This window comes from Desulfosporosinus acidiphilus SJ4, from assembly GCF_000255115.2.
GTDB classification, from domain to species: Bacteria; Bacillota; Desulfitobacteriia; order Desulfitobacteriales; family Desulfitobacteriaceae; genus Desulfosporosinus; species Desulfosporosinus acidiphilus.
This window is the reverse complement of the sequence record NC_018068.1, coordinates 4,388,848-4,403,181: the sequence shown is the minus strand read 5'-3', so window position 1 is coordinate 4,403,181 and position 14,334 is coordinate 4,388,848. Positions and strand designations below refer to the sequence as shown.

The 14,334-nt window shown below is 42.5% G+C and carries 22 protein-coding genes, 1 pseudogene, 1 riboswitch and 1 other annotated feature; of the genes and pseudogenes, 15 read left to right on the top strand and 8 right to left on the bottom strand.

Features of this window, described 5'->3' with window-relative positions:
• Positions 1 to 6: 6 nt before the first annotated feature.
• Both DESACI_RS23880 and DESACI_RS23875 read right to left on the bottom strand, forming a co-directional pair.
• Positions 7 to 225, bottom strand: a complete 219-nt coding sequence (locus tag DESACI_RS23880; protein WP_014829101.1) for a helix-turn-helix domain-containing protein — start codon at positions 223 to 225, stop codon at positions 7 to 9.
• Between the two features lie 135 nt (positions 226 to 360).
• A pseudogene (locus DESACI_RS23875) lies at positions 361 to 574 on the bottom strand (helix-turn-helix domain-containing protein).
• Positions 575 to 692: 118 nt separating this feature from the next.
• Between DESACI_RS23875 and DESACI_RS20280 the strand changes: the two are divergent.
• The 4 genes from DESACI_RS20280 (at position 693) to DESACI_RS24650 (ending at position 2,685) form a co-directional block, all read left to right on the top strand.
• The gene (locus DESACI_RS20280) at positions 693 to 878 is read left to right on the top strand and encodes a hypothetical protein (protein ID WP_014829100.1); all 186 of its coding nucleotides are present in this window, start codon (positions 693 to 695) and stop codon (positions 876 to 878) included.
• A 428-nt stretch (positions 879 to 1,306) separates the two neighbouring features.
• Positions 1,307 to 1,729, top strand: a complete 423-nt coding sequence (mntA, locus tag DESACI_RS20270; RefSeq protein WP_014829099.1) for a type VII toxin-antitoxin system MntA family adenylyltransferase antitoxin — start codon at positions 1,307 to 1,309, stop codon at positions 1,727 to 1,729.
• Positions 1,719 to 2,126, top strand: a complete 408-nt coding sequence (hepT, locus tag DESACI_RS20265; RefSeq protein ID WP_014829098.1) for a type VII toxin-antitoxin system HepT family RNase toxin — start codon at positions 1,719 to 1,721, stop codon at positions 2,124 to 2,126. The genes mntA and hepT overlap by 11 nt, the downstream gene beginning before the upstream one ends.
• A 233-nt stretch (positions 2,127 to 2,359) precedes the next feature.
• Positions 2,360 to 2,444, top strand: a riboswitch (cyclic di-GMP riboswitch).
• Between the two features lie 88 nt (positions 2,445 to 2,532).
• Entirely contained in the window at positions 2,533 to 2,685 is a 153-nt protein-coding gene (locus tag DESACI_RS24650; RefSeq protein ID WP_014829096.1) for a hypothetical protein, read from the top strand.
• Between the two features lie 122 nt (positions 2,686 to 2,807).
• Here the strand turns inward: DESACI_RS24650 and DESACI_RS20260 are convergent, their stop codons facing one another.
• Together DESACI_RS20260 and DESACI_RS20255 are read right to left on the bottom strand one after the other, a co-directional pair.
• Positions 2,808 to 3,251, bottom strand: coding sequence for a DUF6773 family protein (locus DESACI_RS20260; RefSeq protein WP_014829095.1), 444 nt, complete (start codon positions 3,249 to 3,251; stop codon positions 2,808 to 2,810).
• Positions 3,244 to 3,453, bottom strand: coding sequence for a helix-turn-helix transcriptional regulator (locus tag DESACI_RS20255; RefSeq protein WP_014829094.1), 210 nt, complete (start codon positions 3,451 to 3,453; stop codon positions 3,244 to 3,246). Before DESACI_RS20255 ends, DESACI_RS20260 begins: the two co-directional genes overlap by 8 nt.
• Before the next feature lie 372 nt (positions 3,454 to 3,825).
• Between DESACI_RS20255 and DESACI_RS20250 the strand changes: the two genes are divergently transcribed.
• On the top strand, positions 3,826 to 4,140 hold the full coding sequence (locus DESACI_RS20250; RefSeq protein WP_014829093.1) for a nucleotidyltransferase domain-containing protein: 315 nt from the start codon (positions 3,826 to 3,828) through the stop codon (positions 4,138 to 4,140).
• Positions 4,112 to 4,504: a nucleotidyltransferase substrate binding protein gene (locus DESACI_RS20245; protein ID WP_014829092.1), complete on the top strand. Its 393-nt coding sequence runs from the start codon at positions 4,112 to 4,114 to the stop codon at positions 4,502 to 4,504. The genes DESACI_RS20250 and DESACI_RS20245 overlap by 29 nt, the downstream gene beginning before the upstream one ends.
• Before the next feature lie 170 nt (positions 4,505 to 4,674).
• Here DESACI_RS20245 and DESACI_RS20240 read toward each other — a convergent pair whose 3' ends face one another.
• Positions 4,675 to 6,327 carry an FAD-dependent oxidoreductase gene (locus tag DESACI_RS20240; RefSeq protein WP_014829091.1) on the bottom strand — a complete coding sequence of 551 codons (1,653 nt, stop codon included), beginning with the start codon at positions 6,325 to 6,327 and terminating at the stop codon, positions 4,675 to 4,677.
• 152 nt (positions 6,328 to 6,479) lie between these two features.
• On the opposite strand from DESACI_RS20240, the gene DESACI_RS20235 reads away from it, so the two are divergent.
• Entirely contained in the window at positions 6,480 to 6,923 is a 444-nt protein-coding gene (locus DESACI_RS20235) for a DUF134 domain-containing protein (protein ID WP_014829090.1), read from the top strand.
• Positions 6,924 to 7,006: 83 nt separating this feature from the next.
• Here DESACI_RS20235 and DESACI_RS20230 read toward each other — a convergent pair whose 3' ends face one another.
• From DESACI_RS20230 to DESACI_RS20220, 3 genes are all read right to left on the bottom strand, one after another.
• A complete protein-coding gene (locus tag DESACI_RS20230; RefSeq protein WP_014829089.1) occupies positions 7,007 to 7,234 on the bottom strand; it encodes a DUF2922 domain-containing protein in 228 nt (75 codons plus the stop codon).
• Between the two features lie 77 nt (positions 7,235 to 7,311).
• A complete protein-coding gene (locus DESACI_RS20225; RefSeq protein WP_014829088.1) occupies positions 7,312 to 7,533 on the bottom strand; it encodes a DUF1659 domain-containing protein in 222 nt (73 codons plus the stop codon).
• Positions 7,534 to 7,731: 198 nt separating this feature from the next.
• Positions 7,732 to 7,947 carry a helix-turn-helix domain-containing protein gene (locus tag DESACI_RS20220; protein ID WP_014829087.1) on the bottom strand — a complete coding sequence of 72 codons (216 nt, stop codon included), beginning with the start codon at positions 7,945 to 7,947 and terminating at the stop codon, positions 7,732 to 7,734.
• A gap of 249 nt (positions 7,948 to 8,196) precedes the next feature.
• Between DESACI_RS20220 and DESACI_RS20215 the strand changes: the two genes are divergently transcribed.
• From DESACI_RS20215 to DESACI_RS20180, 8 genes are all read left to right on the top strand, one after another.
• A complete protein-coding gene (locus DESACI_RS20215; RefSeq protein ID WP_014829086.1) occupies positions 8,197 to 9,165 on the top strand; it encodes an efflux RND transporter periplasmic adaptor subunit in 969 nt (322 codons plus the stop codon).
• Positions 9,166 to 9,179: 14 nt separating this feature from the next.
• The gene (locus DESACI_RS20210; protein WP_014829085.1) at positions 9,180 to 9,833 is read left to right on the top strand and encodes an HlyD family secretion protein; all 654 of its coding nucleotides are present in this window, start codon (positions 9,180 to 9,182) and stop codon (positions 9,831 to 9,833) included.
• A 15-nt stretch (positions 9,834 to 9,848) separates the two neighbouring features.
• Positions 9,849 to 11,477: a DHA2 family efflux MFS transporter permease subunit gene (locus DESACI_RS20205; protein WP_014829084.1), complete on the top strand. Its 1,629-nt coding sequence runs from the start codon at positions 9,849 to 9,851 to the stop codon at positions 11,475 to 11,477.
• Positions 11,443 to 11,910 carry a MarR family winged helix-turn-helix transcriptional regulator gene (locus tag DESACI_RS20200; protein WP_014829083.1) on the top strand — a complete coding sequence of 156 codons (468 nt, stop codon included), beginning with the start codon at positions 11,443 to 11,445 and terminating at the stop codon, positions 11,908 to 11,910. Before DESACI_RS20205 ends, DESACI_RS20200 begins: the two co-directional genes overlap by 35 nt.
• A 536-nt stretch (positions 11,911 to 12,446) precedes the next feature.
• Positions 12,447 to 12,523, top strand: a sequence feature (ribosomal protein L21 leader region).
• A 10-nt stretch (positions 12,524 to 12,533) separates the two neighbouring features.
• Positions 12,534 to 12,845: a 50S ribosomal protein L21 gene (rplU, locus tag DESACI_RS20195; RefSeq protein ID WP_014829082.1), complete on the top strand. Its 312-nt coding sequence runs from the start codon at positions 12,534 to 12,536 to the stop codon at positions 12,843 to 12,845.
• On the top strand, positions 12,751 to 13,197 hold the full coding sequence (locus tag DESACI_RS23870) for a ribosomal-processing cysteine protease Prp (RefSeq protein ID WP_345788480.1): 447 nt from the start codon (positions 12,751 to 12,753) through the stop codon (positions 13,195 to 13,197). The genes rplU and DESACI_RS23870 overlap by 95 nt, the downstream gene beginning before the upstream one ends.
• Positions 13,191 to 13,496 carry a 50S ribosomal protein L27 gene (gene rpmA, locus DESACI_RS20185; protein WP_014829080.1) on the top strand — a complete coding sequence of 102 codons (306 nt, stop codon included), beginning with the start codon at positions 13,191 to 13,193 and terminating at the stop codon, positions 13,494 to 13,496. The genes DESACI_RS23870 and rpmA overlap by 7 nt, the downstream gene beginning before the upstream one ends.
• Before the next feature lie 264 nt (positions 13,497 to 13,760).
• Complete coding sequence (locus tag DESACI_RS20180; RefSeq protein WP_014829079.1) at positions 13,761 to 14,273, top strand: Spo0B domain-containing protein; 513 nt, start codon at positions 13,761 to 13,763, stop codon at positions 14,271 to 14,273.
• Positions 14,274 to 14,334 lie beyond the last annotated feature (61 nt).

Genomic DNA, 14,334 nt, shown 5'->3' with positions numbered 1-14,334 from the left:
TGAATATCAGTCTTTTGGATAAGGCTTTTTCCTGTTTGTTCTATTCAAGAGATAGTCAGTACTTGTATTATGTAATTCCGCCAATTTGATTAAAATTACGGTGGGCAAATCCACTTCACCGCGTTCATAATTACTGTATATTCTCTGACTGCAATTTAGATAAGTTGCAACTTGCGTTTGCGTCAGATCTTTGTCTTCCCTTAAGTGTCTTATTCTTTCATACACCAAAAATCACCTCAAGATAATTATAGTTTAGCGAATTATTCGCTATTGACTTTTAGCGAAAATTTCGCTAATATTATCTCAAATGGTAAATTAAAAAATGTAAGAGGATAGGCGCAAACGAATTTGAATTTGCGATCACGCTATTCGGCGATAAGGCTTTTTATTATTGGTCAGCCTCACTAGATAGTCGATACTCGTTTCATAAAACTCGTCAAGTTTAATGAGCGAGGAGCTAGGAATATCTAGGACACAGCTTTCATATCTTGAATAGGTTGTTTGGCTTACTTTATGAAAGGCTGCAAGCTCCTGTTGAGTGAGTTAGATTCCTGTCTTCTCTTAAATCGCGTATTCTTGGGACATTGTGGTCACCTCAATAGCATTCTATATTATGCGATAATTGCATATTGATAATTATGCAATTATCGCATTATGCATGTATAAGAAATTGTTTTTGGGGGTAAAGAGCATTGGCAGATTATAAGGAAATGTACAGTATATTATTTAACAAATTGACAGATATAATAGAAGAAATCCAGCAGGTGCAGCGTCGAACAGAGGAAATGTATATGCATAGCAAGGATAGTAAATTCATTCTTCTGAAGTCATGTGAAGAGCGGACGGAGCAACTGGAGAAGCCGGAGAAGAATGAATAATGCCATTAAATAATATATCGGTTGATACTAGGGTAAGATATTTCATTGAACAATCCAAATCTGCGTTTTTACTGGGCGGAACAGATCCCAAAGGTCGCTGTTCCGCCCAGGTACTAGACCCCTTTCTTTTTAGGATATATTGCCGACATGCCAGATTTAAAAGGGTGCTCGGCATTTGGTGTAACACCGGAGGAAGCATTACGAGAATTACAGGCAGCAAAAAGGTTTGAGTCGAATCTGCTATGTCCAATGGCATCCCAATACCAGAACCGCGATACCGACCAATTATTTTTCAAATTAATTAATTCTCGGGTCGGGAAAGGCCTTCGAAGTTAAAACAGTGTGCCCAACAAAGAGTGGTGGCTTTATTTACAACCATATTATTGGTATAATATGGTTGTAGTTTTTGGAAGAAGGAGCGATTATTAATGGAGGGCTACTTTGAGCTTAATTCAGAGCAAATAGAGACTATTATCCATACGCTAAGAAAATCTGTAGCTCCTTGGCTCATTATCCTATTTGGCTCCTATGCCAAGGGCAGAGCCCGCGGGGATAGTGATATTGATATCGCTTATCTGACCGATCAGGTCGTTAATGAATATCAGACTTTTTGTATGGCCCAAGGCTTGGCCGATTTACTAGGTAAGAGTTGTGATTGTATTAACTTGAAGTTAGTTAGTACTGTGTTTCAAGTTCAAGTGGTTGGATACGGAAAAGTGCTTTATTGTCAGGATGAGACACGACGAAAATATTATTTCCTCCGTACGTACAAAGAGTACGCTCTTCTTAATGAGGAACGGGAGCCTATTCTAAAAAGGATAAAAGAGAGAGGGACGATCTATGGGGGATGATGTAATTTATAACAAATGCTCGATTATCGAGCGTTGTATTGAGCGTATTCATGAGGAATATGAAAACAACCCTAAAAATCTGGAAAACTATACAAAGCAGGATTCGATCATTCTGAATATACAAAGAAGCTGTGAGGCTGCTATTGACTTAGCTATGCACATAGTGGCCGAAGAGAAATGGGGAATCCCGCAAAATAGCCGTGAAGCGTTTGATATTCTTCACCAACATAATTGCATGGAGGAATCGTTAGCCGAATCTTTAAAATCAATGGTTGGTTTCCGTAATATCGCGGTACATAATTATCAATCTCTCAATTTAAAGATTGTAAGTCAAGTCATTGAGCATTATCTCGATGATTTAAAGGAATTTAGTAAAATTATGCTTAAGAGGTTTTAGAGTTTGTAAGGTGGGACTGAGGACATTTCTGATTTCGCAGCGGTTGCTGCCAGAAATAATCGGTTTTATCGTCACAGTCTATTTTATTGTCTGGCTCTTTCTATATCATTGGCCCTTCGTTTTATTAAAAATGGGGAATTTGAGTAATTATTTATTCCCTACTGTTTATTTCGACATAAAATTTGTATGATTCGTGGTATAATTTCTACAATTTAAATATTGCTAATATCTACTAGCGATAAAGGCAAACTTAGTGAAAACTAAGGACGCAAAGCTATGGATCTTCCAGGTAAAGCTGATGACTGCCAAGCCGCCGAACAGTTGTTGCTATTATCGCTATACCTTTTTATAGGTAAGCGATTTTTTTATTTTCCCAAAGGTCTACTAAAGATTGGGAGGGATCAAGATGAAATTCATTCTTTTTTATTTCTTCGCTTTGACTATTCTATTATTATTTAATTATGGTGCTCATGCGAAGAAAAAAATAGCCTGCGAATTATACGAAGGAAAAGACCATGAGTTTCCCAATGCCTTTATCCCGATGCCTTTAGGTAAGTAAAAAGTGTTTCACTGCTTCCGGATAAAAAATCCCTGAACAGGTTTTATGCAAACCGCCCTCAGGGATTTTCATTTTGCCTATTTATTTCTCGTCTCTTCACAGAACAATCCAAGTCTGCGTTTTTATTCACATTCTCGCTCAAGTTTTTCCTTCCTCTTTTTGTATAAATAGCTTGAAAACTGAAGGGCACCGAAGCATAGCAAGAATGTGAATATTCCTATCGATCCAATCGACAGTGACGAGTGACTTTGCTTATTCTGGAGATGAAATTCGATTCCGAAGATCACGGATACGCTCAAGCCGGCAAGCAGACTCAGCAAGGCATTCGTTTTGAGGTTCGGCTTTAAGCGTCTGTCCCAAATACCGTTCTTGATGCAGGCGATCAAAGTATAAAAACTAAGCAGCATAAAAATGATCCATTCACCGGCAAACTGTTTAAAATTAGCGCCTTGACATATTTGAATCATTATGGCTGCCAGCAGGCCCCAAAAGGCCAGCCACATTCCGTTATGTTCAATACTCAATAATTTTTTCTCTTGCATTTCATCTAAATTGTTTTTACGCATCTTCATTCTCCTCTCCAAACAGCTCATCAAGTGACTTTCCAAGTACTCTGCAAATATTGCGGCATAATTTTATGGTGGGGTTATATTCCCCTTGTTCTATGGCATTCATGGTTTGACGAGATATTCCCACGGCTTCGGCTAAGGCTTTTTGAGTCATGTCGAGTTCCGCACGGGCAACTTTAATTTTGATGTTTCTTCCCATTTCAACACCTCGATTAAACTATAATATATATGTGAATGAATGTCAATTATATACGACATTAATTATTGGATGGGTGACATTTGGTTAAGGTTAACTACTTTAACTACTTTAACTACTTTAAGGTTTACTTAATACTTAATTGAAGGGCGAGATGCTATTTCGTAAAACAAAATGCATATTTATTCATTATTCCAGCGTCTTATGTTGAAAATAATGGCCAGATGCTCTCTCTAGAGGTAATCATGAGGGATACTAAAGGACGTAATAAGCTTTATTTACAACCATGTTATTGGTATAATATGGTTGTATTTTAATGAGTGAAATGATTGCGTTAAATTGGGAACCAAATCTCGTAGGGGGACTAGGACTATTATGAACTTTAATCTTGACAAGGGTCTGATTCAGAGGATTCGTGAAATCGGAAGAAACTATGCTATTGAGAAGATTGTTCTTTTTGGATCAAGAGCAAGAGGGGAAAATAATCCCACAAGTGATATAGATTTAGCAGTTTTTCCTTTGCCCGAGTTTAATTCTAAAGGGCGATTAACCAGCAACTTTGATGATCTTAATACTCTCTTAAAAATAGATACCATATTCATTAGTGAAACTATTGATCCCAAATTATTAGACAATATTAATAGAGAAGGAGTGTCTCTTTATGAGCGATCCGCATGTAAAAGTCAATAATTTTAAAAATGCTCTTTCTAAACTTAAAGAGGGGATTGCTAAATGTAATAATTCAGATGATCTGCTAAGAGATGGACTCATACAACGTTTTGAGTTCACGTTTGAACTTGCCTGGAAAACTTTAAAAGCTGTCTTCGAGGATGAGGGTTTAATTGGGTTAAATTCTCCAAAATCTGTGTTACGAGAAGCCTTTGCGGCAGAGCTAATAAGGGATGATGAATTATGGCTTGCCATGCTTAATGATAGAAATTCGACCGTACATATTTATAATGAACAATTAGCAATGGAGATCTGTAAAAACATACAAGAGAAATATTTCATAGCACTTACTAATCTATTAGAGAATATCGAAAAACGACTATAGAGGACGAAGATTGCCTCGTTAGTAAGTACATAATGTTTCTAGCAATACTTGTATTACAGAAAAAAGGAATCCCAGAAGAGTCCAATTATTATTGGCTGCTCCAGGGATTCTTTTCTAATTCTCTATCTGTATTTATATCCTATCAGATACTTCAAAGAATAATCCAATGCTTACCCAAACACCGGTGGGAAATACGTCACCCAACCGCCGGTTAAATCTTTCACCCGGGTGAAGCCGTGCTGGGTTAACATCCGAGAGGCAACGTAGCCGCGCAAGCCGATTTCGCAGTAGACCACGATATCTTTATCTTTAGGAAGTTCGGAGAGGCGGTCACGGAGTTCGTCGATGGGGATATGGATTGATCCGGGGATGAATTTTCCTCTGCGTTCTTCGATAGTTCGGACATCGACGATACAGACCTCTTTGGGGTCTAAATCTTTGACTTCATACCATTGAATAGTCTTGAGGTCGCCGTTGATGACGTTTTCAGCCACATAGCCGGCCATATTGACCGGGTCTTTAGCGGAGGAGAAAGGCGGGGCATAGGCCAATTCGAGTTCCTGCAGGTCATAGACGGTGCCTTGGCGGCGGATGACGCCGGCGATATCGTCGATGCGTTTATCCACGCCGTTGCCGCCAACAATTTGAGCGCCCAGGACTCGGCCGTTGCTCTTGTCAAAGAGCAGTTTTGTGGATAAGCGGGTGGCTCCGGGATAATAAGCGGCATTGGAGCCGGAGTGAGTGAAGATGACTTCGTAGGGAATTCCGTATTTTTTAAGCATTTTTTCATTGGCTCCGGTAGAAGCTGCCGCTAAATCAAAGACTTTAGCGATGGAAGTTCCTTGGGTTCCTTCATATTTGCTGTCCCGGCCGGCAATCACATCGGCAACGATGCGGCCTTGTTTATTGGCGGGACCGGCGAGAGGGATCAGGGCGGGTTGGCCGGTGACAAAATGTTTCACTTCGATGGCGTCGCCCACGGCGTAGATGTTAGGGTCAGAAGTTTGCAGGTGTTCATTGACTTTAATTCCGCCCAGCTCTCCGATGGCTAACCCGGCTTCCTTGGCCAGTTTAATTTCCGGTTTGACGCCAATGGCCAGGATGGTTAATTCCGTCTCAACCTTATTGCCGCTTTGAAGGGTAATAAAAGTCTTATCTCCTTCTTGAGCGAAGGACTTTACGCCGTCTTCTAAGATAAGGTTCACGTTTTTGTTAAAGATGTGTTCATGAAGAATGGCGGCCATTTCATAATCCAGCGGGGCCATCACTTGATTGCTCATTTCAATCAAGGTGGTGGAGACGCCTTTGTGCTGGAGATTTTCAGCCATTTCCAGGCCGATAAAACCGCCGCCGACGACAGCAGCAGTTCGAGGCTGTTTTTCATCGATATATTGTTTAATGCGGTCAATATCTGTAACGTTGCGTACTACCAGTGCTTCGATGTCGTCAATTCCGGGAATCGGCGGGCGAAGCGGTGCTGCTCCGGGAGAAAGGATCAAATAATCATAGGTTTCCCGGTAGGTCTTGCCGTGAGCTTCTTGGACTTCCACTGTTTTTTCGGCGGGAAGAATACGGGTGACTTCGCTAAAGGTTCGGACATCAATGTTAAAACGTTTTTTCATTCCTTCCGGTGTTTGCACCAGAAGGGCATCTCTTTGGGCGATAACTCCGCTGACATAATAGGGTAACCCGCAGTTGGCGTAAGAAATATGTTCTCCACGTTCAAAGATGATGATTTCCATGTTTTCGTCTAAACGACGCAAGCGTGCCGCGGCGCTGGCTCCTCCAGCTACTCCGCCGACTATCACTACCTTCTTGCCCATTACAACGTCTCCTTCAGCATATAACTTGATACCCCACCCCTACGGGGTAATAGAATTTAAGAAAATAATATCACGATTATTGGCATTTGACAATAATCGTGATATTCTCAGGTGAGATAAATGAGAGAAGATTAGACCGAAAGGAGAGGCCTATGCCCAGACCGGTTAAATGGAGAAGAGTAGAGTATATACCTGAGAACAAAATGTTTGCCCCCTGTTCCAAGGGAAAGTGTCCCTGCCTGGATGGGGTTCAAGAGGTTCAGCTTAAGATAGAAGAATTAGAAGCGATGCGTTTAAAAGATATGGAAGAGTTATCTCAAGAAGAATGCGCTGTACGGATGCAGATCTCCAGGCAGACCTTTCAAAATATTATTGATGAGGCGCGGAAGAAGGTTGTCAGAGCGCTTTTGGAAAATAAGGCCATAACTATTGGGGGCGGGCATTATACGAAAAACGTCTGTTATCTCAAGTGTTCGGCCTGCGGTACGGAAATGATGGCAACTTATGAAGAAAGGGGTCTGGTCTGTCAACATTGTGGTTCGGATAGAGTAGAATGCAATAAGAAGCAATGTTGTCAGACTTCCTGCGAAAAGTGAAGGCATCGAACAGATCGGTGCCTTCACGCTTAAATTACCCTTGAGCTTGCTCCCTATAGCCGGTTCATTCATACCTTTCTGTTTTAGTCATAAAGGTCATTTGTAGTGGTGTCAATAATTCTCACATCTCGCTTGGAGATGAGCTCTCCTCCGGGGGTGAGGAATATATTCTTGGCAATAATTTGATCCATGACGGCTTCGATATCTGCAGCGGTTAAGGCTGCTTTTGGCTGGGGCAGGGTTATTGTGACGGCGTTACCTGCGGCATTGTTAAAGGTCATGCGCAGGACTTTTTTTGTGGTGCTGGCCACGGTACTCCTCCTTTCTTATTGAATCCTCCTAGTGAGGATTTTTGATTTCCATGTTTCGACTGGTTTAATAACGGCTGCTACTGAGTCAGATCGACTCGATTGTCTCTCCGTACACTGATTAGGGGGTAGTCTTGAAGCCCATAAAGGGCTGCCGCGACATCGTAGACGTCTTGGTCTGAGCTGGTAGATTTGACATTTGGGAAGCTGTGCTGACTGAGTTTCGGTGAACCTTGCGCAGTCAGACCGATCTGGTAGGTTACCACCATCACGGTGTCTTTGGCGCTCGCGACAACAGGCATCGTATCACTTCCTTTCTTATTTAAATAGACTTTATTAATTGGACTTCAAATGGACCTCACTCCGATTCTCGATGCGAAAACAGCCGGTGCTGCGACTGCTTAGGAAAGAGGGAGGAGTGGTTGTCCTAATTTCAGTATATGGAGGCAATGAATTCCTGTCACAATTGGGAAATGACCGGGAATGAAATTACCCTCCTGCTAATTTGCATAATCCGTCCAGTCTCCGCCTAAAACTTCGGCTATTTTCTGAGCCCAAGAGGGGCTCATGCGTCGTTTGCCCCGTTCTAAATCGCTGATAATATTGGCCGGAATTCCTGTTTTTTCTGATAGTTCCTTTTGAGTTCCAATAGCCGCTTTAAGGCGGGCATCTCTCAATTTTTGACCATGATAGACAACCGGATTCTTCTTATTCAAACTCCGAGCCCTCCTTCAAGATTTAATCCTAATATTATATGGACATGTCCTTCAGGAAGTGCCTGGGAGCCTTTTTTATCTGTGATAGGAAGAATGCTAAAATCAGTACTGCCTCTGTAACTTGTAGGAATTCGGGCCGAAACGTCGTATTTTAGGTCTTGACAAGAACGGCAGATTGGAAGAGAATTAGTCATGCTACCAAACAATATGCATACGAACGGTTGGAGTGCTAACATAAGGGGGATTGGAATGAAAAGAGTTGTTTTAATCATGCTGGCTTTGGCTGTTGTCCTGACGGGCTGCGGTACGACGAGTCAACCGGCTGAAAAAGCAAGTGCCGGTGTTCAAACAAACAAGCCGGTTTATGTGATGGCAGGAATTATAAATGCCAACGACAAGGCGAACATCACGTCTAAGATTGGGGCTAAAGTTGCAGGTATCTCAGTAGATGTGGGTTCTGTTGTTAAACAAGGAGATACTTTACTTACCTTAGATACGAACGATATTCAAGCCCAAGTGAATCAAGCTCAAGCTCAAGTTTCTATGACTCAGGCAAATTTGGCCAATGCTCAAGCCGGGGCTCGACCGGAACAGATTGCCCAAGCCCAGGCTGCCCTGGATGCTGCGCAAACAGCTTATAATAATGCCAAGACGAATTTTGACCGGGATCAACAGCTCTTTCAAGGAGGGGCTCTTCCCCAAGCACAGTTGGATGCTGCTCAGACAGTACTTTCTACGGCTCAGTCAGTGTATAATTCGGATCAACAACAATTGGATTTATTAAAAAAAGGGTCAACTCAAGATCAGATAGATGCCCTGAAGGCCCAAGTTCAACAGGCTCAGGCGGCCTTAGATTATGCTAAAGCGATGCTTGCTAACGGCACTATTGTTGCCCCTATTTCAGGAACCATTAGTGCAAAAAGTATCAATGTTGGTGAATTGGCATCCCCTGGAGAAACCTTACTTACCATCACCAACAACAGCTCTTTATTTGTCAATGCCTCTCTGCCGGCTGATCTCGCTGGGAGTGTAAAGGTTGGTCAGGTCGTTGCAGTTAAAGTTTCCGAAATCCCCAATAAGGATTTCTCAGGTACTGTATCGATGGTCAATTCAGTCGTTGACTCTCAAAATACGAGTGTCTTAGTGAAAGTCCAGATTACTGATCCTGATCCTGCCTTAAAACCAGGCATGCTGGCAGAAATAGGCCTTAAAAAGTAAGGAGAGGCGAGAATATGAATGAAAAACGCAAAAAAATGATTTTACTAATTCTTGCAGTTATGGTCGTGGTGTTTGCCGGGATCGGAGGTTACTACTGGTATCAAAGTGAATACTACGTTTCTACAGATGATGCTACTGTGACGGGCGATCTTGTTGCTGTAAGTCCTCAGATGTCCGGCAAACTGGTGGAGTTAAATGTGGAAGAGGGAGATACGGTGGTTAAGGGGCAAATTGTTGGCCGCCAGGGAATCGATAATCCTTCGGATACTAACATCGATGAAACCGTGCTCAGAGCTCCCATCAACGGAATTGTCATTAAGAAACAAGCAACTGTGGGAGAGATTGTTTCTCCCGGCCAAACGATTGCCTACCTCATTGATCCCACGAAACTTTATGTTTCGGCGAACGTTGAAGAAACCAAACTTGGCTATGTTAAAGCAGGCCAAAAAGTAGATTTGACCATTGACCAATTTGGGAACAAGCAATTTACGGGTACCGTTAAATATGTTGGTGAAGCCGCAAACTCAACGTTTTCGTTGCTACCGACCTCAACCAGCGGAACCTTCACCAAGGTTGTGCAAAAAATTCCGGTAAAAATATATCTCGATAAAAACGATGCTTCAATTCTGCCAGGGACAAATGCTGTGGTTCATATTCACATAAAGTGATGAGGTGAGATAAGTATGACTGAACATCACCATCAGGAACCAGAAGGAGCAGGTGACGCATCGTATAAGTGGTTAGCTCTGTTTGTCGTTGTCATCGGCACCTTCATGGTTATGTTGGACAGCAGTATTGTCAATATTGCGATTCCCAAAATGATGAATGTTTTTAACACGGATTTAGATTCTATTAAGTGGGTGCTTACGGGTTATACTCTGGCTATGGGCGCCGTTGTTCCTATTACAGGTTTTTTAAGCGATACCTTTGGCATTAAAAGACTCTTCATTGCCGCTTTGGGTATATTTACGATAGGTTCCTTCCTATGTGGTTTTTCCTGGAGCAATAATGTGATGGTTGTTTTCCGGGTCATTCAGGCCATAGGCGGCGGAGCTATTATGCCTGTCGGAATGTCCTATATTATGATGATTTTCCCAGTTCAAGAGCGTGGAAAGGCTTTAGGCTTCTGGGGGATTGCCTCTATGGCTGCACCGGCCATTGGTCCAACCTTAGGTGGATATATCATTCAATACATGGATTGGCGCTTTATCTTCTATGTCAACGTTCCCATTGGAATCTTTGGAGTTATCTTTGCGAGTATTTTACTTAAAGATACGCCTTTGATACCTTATAAAGGAAATTTTGACTATATTGGCTTGGTGTCCGTGGTGGTGGGTATTGTAAGTCTGCTGTATGTTCTGGGTGAGGCAGATAACATAGACTGGGGAAATATTAAATTTCCGCTCCTGATTGCTCTGGGTATTTTTGGCCTTTTGATATTTGTAGTTAACGAATTAACTCATCCTAATCCCATGCTGGAATTGCGAGTCCTTAAAATCTATGATTTTACGCTTAGTCAATTTATCACGGCCATTACTATGCTGGCTCTGATGGGCGGAGTTTATGTGCTCCCGTTGTTCCTGCAAAACTTAAGAGGCTATACGGCCATGCAAACAGGGTTGATCCTATTTCCCTCAGCCATTGCCTCAGGCTTGATGATGCCCGTCAGCGGCGCTATATTCGACAAATTTGGGGCAAAAGTGGTAACCCTTCCCGGACTTCTGATCGTTGCCTTTGCCTCCTATCAAATGTCATTGTTTAATATGAATACAGCTGTGTCCTATATTACATTCATTGCCATGGTCCGGGGATTTGGCCTTGGTCTTGCCATGATGCCTGTTAATACGGCTGCTATGAACGCTGTACCCAGGCCTCTCTATGGTAGAGCCACAGCCCTTTCCACGACGATCCGAAGTATTACGCAAGCTATAGCCATCACCTTTATGACAACAGTAATTTCCGGTTCGTCCAATGTTAACTATGCCCGCCTGTCTGAACAGATAACTCCTTTTAATCGGACGGCCTCCTCTGTCATCGCCATGATTAAAGGTGTCTATATGAGTTACGGATTGCCTCAATTGGATGCTATGCAAAATGCCTATGCAACCTTAGGAAAGGTGATTTATGGTCAGGCTTATCTGGATGCGATGAATCACGCGGTCGCCCTTACTGTTCCGATAATCTTTGTCGCGATTTTCTTAGTTCTCTTGATGAGTCCTAAAAAAGCGACTGGGCACGATAAGAAGGATCCCAGTCAAGCAGGAGAGAAGGTAGATCATGAGCCAGAATCTGGATTTGCCTTTATGGAGTAATGCTTCCGAACGAATCATATTTCTGTTTAAGGCGGTTCAAAAAATCTACCGGGACCAAATTTTCGAAAAGTCTCAGCAATATGGCTTCACTGGACCGCAAATGGGTCTGATTCTCGGCCTCAGCAAGCATCCCTATTCCACGTTAAATGAGCTGAGCGAATGTATAGGGTTGTCCAAAAGCACAGTTTCCGGAATCGTAAACCGGTTGGTAGGACAGGGTGTTGTTATTCGCGAGATTCCCGAAAATAACCGCAGAATTGTGCGTTTATCTCTTTCACCGGAATTCGAACGAAATAACGTCATTAAAGAGCTTATCAATAATTACATTTCGGATTCAATCAAAGGTGCCAGTGATGAAGAAATTGAGAAAATTATCGTTGGGCTGGAGGTCCTCCACGACTTATTGTGCAAAGAACATGAACCCTCCGAATAAATTGCTTCCAATAAAGCTGCGTTCCAACAATGAGGAAGGAACTTAGTTTTAACGCGATAGACTTAAAGGACTCAGCTGAGGCTCACTCAACTGAGTCCTTTCTTAACTTAACAGGTGGAAAAAGCAGGCAGGGGATCACGGCGCTCTCTTTGGAACTCGGGATGTGAAAAGGGGAAAGCTTCGCAGATGGATTCTATGGGAAGCCGGAAACGTTAAGCGGAACGCCAGAGGTAAAAGGCGATAATCAGCAGGCAAATTAGCACAGCCCCTCCTATAATAAATAGATCTTGGCGTGATGGAAGACGGAAAGGGGACCCATTAAGCTGTTTCCATGGCATAGTTTCTCACTCCTAACAATAAATGGATAGAAAGTGTATTCCACATAACTATTAATTCTCCTTTCGGTGCAATTAGCAAATAATGGGGATTTTTCTGAGATTTTTTTGGGGTCGCTAGTGGATCGAGATTAAATTCTTTGCTTAAACTTTATTTGACAAATGAAGTGTTCAAATGCTAAAATTACTAAATGTGGTGACTTCTCACCGCAACCGCTCAAATCAGGCAACAACGGGTTTTTTTAAGCCGGCCTGCAATGGCGAGTCTAGGGTATGGGAGGTGTAATAATGTACGCAGTGATTGAAACCGGTGGTAAACAGTTTAAGGTCCAAGAAGGCGACGAAATTTTCGTTGAAAAATTGGAAGCTAATGTTGGAGACACCGTTACCATTGACAAAGTTCTTCTCTTAGAAAAAGAGGGAGTTGTCAAAGTAGGTACTCCCGTTGTTGCGGGTGCTAGCGCAGTGCTTAAAGTTGTGGAGCACGGCAAAGGGGCGAAGGTTATTGTTTTCAAATACAAGGCGAAGAAAAACTATCGTCGTAAACAAGGACATCGTCAACCTTACACAAAGGTTCTCGTCGAAGCACTCCAAGCCTAAGCGACAAGACGGAATTCGTTTTCTGGTCTGGGTAGATGAACTGGGACGGATTCACGGTTTTGAAATCTCCGGTCATGCCGGATATGCGGAAGCAGGGCAAGATATTGTCTGTGCAGGCGTTTCCGCCCTGAGTATTGCAGCTGCTAATGGCTTAGAACATTTTCTTTCCAGGGCTCCTCAAGTAAGGGAAGAGGAAGGTTTTCTTTCTTGTCAGCTTGCAGGAATTTCCGATCAGGAATTGGAACAAGCTCAGTGGATTCTGCAAACCTTAAAGCTTGGCATCGAACAAATAGAAGCGGTCTACGGACCGGCGTATATATTAATAGATCAAAGGAGGTGGACTCCATGTTAAACATGAATCTGCAGCTCTTTGCCCATAAAAAAGGGGTAGGTAGTTCCAGAAACGGTCGTGACAGTAATGCACAGCGCCTTGGATTAAAGCGCGGCGACGGGCAATTCGTCAAAGCCGGAACAATTATTGTACGGCAAAGAGGAACTAAGTTCCATCCCGCAAAAAATTGCGGTATTGGCAAAGATGATACCTTATTTGCTCTGATTGACGGTTATGTTAAATTTGAGCATAAAGACAGGATGCATAAACAAGTGAGCGTTTATGCGGAACGCAAAGCACCGGCGGTTGTTGCGCAATAAGCTGTTTCCTTTACGCCCCTGGGTTTTCCCCAGGGGTTTTTCGTAAATGCTTTTAATTTATGTCTTCAGGAACATTCGGCAATTCTTGCCGAAGCATAATTGTAACGGCTTCTGATCTTCCAAGCTCGGCCTAAGCCGAGCTTTCTTTATGCTTCTTGATAGTTCTTTTTAACGTTTTGGACGTGAGCCGGTTTTATACATGATGCAATCCGGTGTTGTATTTTAGAGGAATGAGTGATTAGTTACCCATAATGAGAGGAAACGATGACAATGTCAGAGCTTGAACATAATTTATTAGAAGAGGTCTTACAGTGGTATCGCCTTCAAAGACATGATTTTTTTAATCATTGGCAAGTTGTGATGGGGAATATTCAACTTCAACAACCGGAGAAGGCCCTTGAATATATTCGTGATTTAATAAAGCCTCAAGAAGAGCAAAAGATCGGGCTGATCCCGGCGCCTGTGCTTGCGGCGATTCTTCTTGGCTGGGCTATACGGCTCAGGCTGCTCAATATTAGAACCTCGGTGAATTACCCGGATGATATGAGATTGGAAGATTTTTGGCAGGATCATTGGCAAAAAGAATATGGAGAGAGCTTATTCGGGTACACTAGAGAATGTTTGGAAGCTGCGGAACAGTTTAACGGATTACCGGATATGAATGCAGAAGTATATCTGTTTGAAGAGCGGAAAGGATTTTCTTGTCAATTTATTTTGGAGGATGAAGAAAAAGTCCTTATCGAAAAGATGATCAGCTTTGAACAGATAGATTCCTAAGAAGTGAGTAAACTTACGTTGTAAACGAGTTATTTTGGGATACAAGGAGAATGGGTATGTC

Bases quoted from the DNA above. Each gene is read 5' to 3' on its own strand.
- mntA (WP_014829099.1), top strand. From the start codon at position 1,307: ATGGAGGGCTACTTTGAGCTTAATTCAGAGCAAATAGAGACTATTATC.
- hepT (WP_014829098.1), top strand. From the start codon at position 1,719: ATGGGGGATGATGTAATTTATAACAAATGCTCGATTATCGAGCGTTGT.
- DESACI_RS24650 (WP_014829096.1), top strand. From the start codon at position 2,533: ATGAAATTCATTCTTTTTTATTTCTTCGCTTTGACTATTCTATTATTA.
- DESACI_RS20260 (WP_014829095.1), bottom strand. From the start codon at position 3,251: ATGCGTAAAAACAATTTAGATGAAATGCAAGAGAAAAAATTATTGAGT.
- DESACI_RS20255 (WP_014829094.1), bottom strand. From the start codon at position 3,453: ATGGGAAGAAACATCAAAATTAAAGTTGCCCGTGCGGAACTCGACATG.
- DESACI_RS20250 (WP_014829093.1), top strand. From the start codon at position 3,826: ATGAACTTTAATCTTGACAAGGGTCTGATTCAGAGGATTCGTGAAATC.
- DESACI_RS20245 (WP_014829092.1), top strand. From the start codon at position 4,112: ATGAGCGATCCGCATGTAAAAGTCAATAATTTTAAAAATGCTCTTTCT.
- DESACI_RS20240 (WP_014829091.1), bottom strand. From the start codon at position 6,327: ATGGGCAAGAAGGTAGTGATAGTCGGCGGAGTAGCTGGAGGAGCCAGC.
- DESACI_RS20235 (WP_014829090.1), top strand. From the start codon at position 6,480: ATGCCCAGACCGGTTAAATGGAGAAGAGTAGAGTATATACCTGAGAAC.
- DESACI_RS20225 (WP_014829088.1), bottom strand. From the start codon at position 7,533: ATGCCTGTTGTCGCGAGCGCCAAAGACACCGTGATGGTGGTAACCTAC.
- DESACI_RS20215 (WP_014829086.1), top strand. From the start codon at position 8,197: ATGAAAAGAGTTGTTTTAATCATGCTGGCTTTGGCTGTTGTCCTGACG.
- DESACI_RS20210 (WP_014829085.1), top strand. From the start codon at position 9,180: ATGAATGAAAAACGCAAAAAAATGATTTTACTAATTCTTGCAGTTATG.
- DESACI_RS20205 (WP_014829084.1), top strand. From the start codon at position 9,849: ATGACTGAACATCACCATCAGGAACCAGAAGGAGCAGGTGACGCATCG.
- DESACI_RS20200 (WP_014829083.1), top strand. From the start codon at position 11,443: ATGAGCCAGAATCTGGATTTGCCTTTATGGAGTAATGCTTCCGAACGA.
- rplU (WP_014829082.1), top strand. From the start codon at position 12,534: ATGTACGCAGTGATTGAAACCGGTGGTAAACAGTTTAAGGTCCAAGAA.
- rpmA (WP_014829080.1), top strand. From the start codon at position 13,191: ATGTTAAACATGAATCTGCAGCTCTTTGCCCATAAAAAAGGGGTAGGT.
- DESACI_RS20180 (WP_014829079.1), top strand. From the start codon at position 13,761: ATGACAATGTCAGAGCTTGAACATAATTTATTAGAAGAGGTCTTACAG.